This window comes from Pseudomonas defluvii (assembly GCF_001695625.1).
Lineage (GTDB): Bacteria > Pseudomonadota > Gammaproteobacteria > Pseudomonadales > Pseudomonadaceae > Aquipseudomonas > Aquipseudomonas defluvii.
This window is the reverse complement of the sequence record NZ_MBPN01000269.1, coordinates 1-1262: the sequence shown is the minus strand read 5'-3', so window position 1 is coordinate 1262 and position 1262 is coordinate 1. Positions and strand designations below refer to the sequence as shown.

Here is a 1262-nt window from a genome sequence, read left to right as displayed (position 1 = left end):
CGAGAGGCTTTGGCGTCGATCACGCTCACATCGATCAGACGCCAGCGTCCGTCGTCGATGAGCCGCTCCAGCACTTCGCCGAGCATGTCGAAGTACACCTCGTCGTGCCGATCGACCAACTCGCCGTCGCGGCGCAGCTCCACCGCATAGGTATCGCTGCCGCGCTGGTAGAGGATCGTCACCTGGCCGGCGAACTTCGCGGTCGAAACCGTGAAACTGATCGCCGGGGGCGTTTCGATGATCCTGGACGGCTTCGGATCGACCCAGGTGAAGTCGTGGGCGCCCGCATCGACCAGCATGTGGGTGATGCGCCGGAACCTGTCGGGCGCCGGCATTTCCTCCAACTGCTCGATGAGCTGACCCAGTTCCATGCACTGCGGCTCGGGAATGGGCAGCTTGGCCGGCGCGGAGCCGAGGATGTGTGTCTTGACGGTGTAGGGAGTGCCGTCGGACATCATCTCGGTGCGCTCTTCTGGCGTGTCCGCACGCAGGCCGTCGAAACGGCGACGGGCATAGGGTTGGACATGCACCTTGGTGCCCTCGCTGGGAACGGTGGTCACCAGGTTGGGATCGAGTACCGCGAACTCGCTGGGCTTGAGCTTGACGACGATGGCGTCTTTGCTGGCTGCTACCACCTTGCCGTCGAAGGGCTGGGGATCAATGACGAAGCCCAGTGTCGAGGACTGTGGTTGATCATCGAACACGCGGTACTTGAACGATCGCACGTTGCGCGGCACATGGCCTGCGACCAGCGAAGGCATCAGGGTCTTGATGAGAGAGCGATCCATGTGAATCTCCTTGAGGAAGAACAAGGGATTCCCGCCCGCAAGGGAGAGGTCCCTTGTGGGTGAATGGGCGCGATGCGTCCGTAGGAAGAAACAACCAGCACGGTTTCCCGCGCTTGCAGCCTTGAAGGTCTTGGCTGCCTGGGCATGTGTCGGCAACGCCGACGAACATGGGGTAAGGATGGCCCTTGAGTGAGCGGCCTGCGCTCAGCAAACCGCACCGCGCCGCACCCGCTTTCCTGCGCCGGGACAAGAAAAGGCCCCTCGAAAGGGGCTGGGTGGTCAGGCTTGGTACACGAAGTAGTGTTCGCGCTGACGTGGAAAGAACACGTGCTTCCACGTGTCGCCGCCGGTGTTGCCACCGTCGAAAACGACCATTTCGTAGTCGTCAATGTCGGTGTCGGCCAGATCGGCGCTGGCGATATGGCGCATGTGCAGCGTGCCACTCAAGCGCTCGAATACCAGGATCTGGCCGAT

The 1262-nt window shown here is 62.1% G+C and carries 2 protein-coding genes; both read right to left on the bottom strand.

Annotated features, from left to right (window positions below; all coding sequences use genetic code 11):
• Positions 1–788: GTPase (locus EKA13_RS27215; RefSeq protein ID WP_065762033.1), on the bottom strand; the 788-nt coding region annotated here is incomplete at its 3' end.
• A 279-nt stretch (positions 789–1067) separates the two neighbouring features.
• Positions 1068–1262, bottom strand: a 195-nt coding sequence (locus tag EKA13_RS27210; protein ID WP_065762032.1) for a uridylate kinase, incomplete at its 5' end; no start/stop codon positions are given.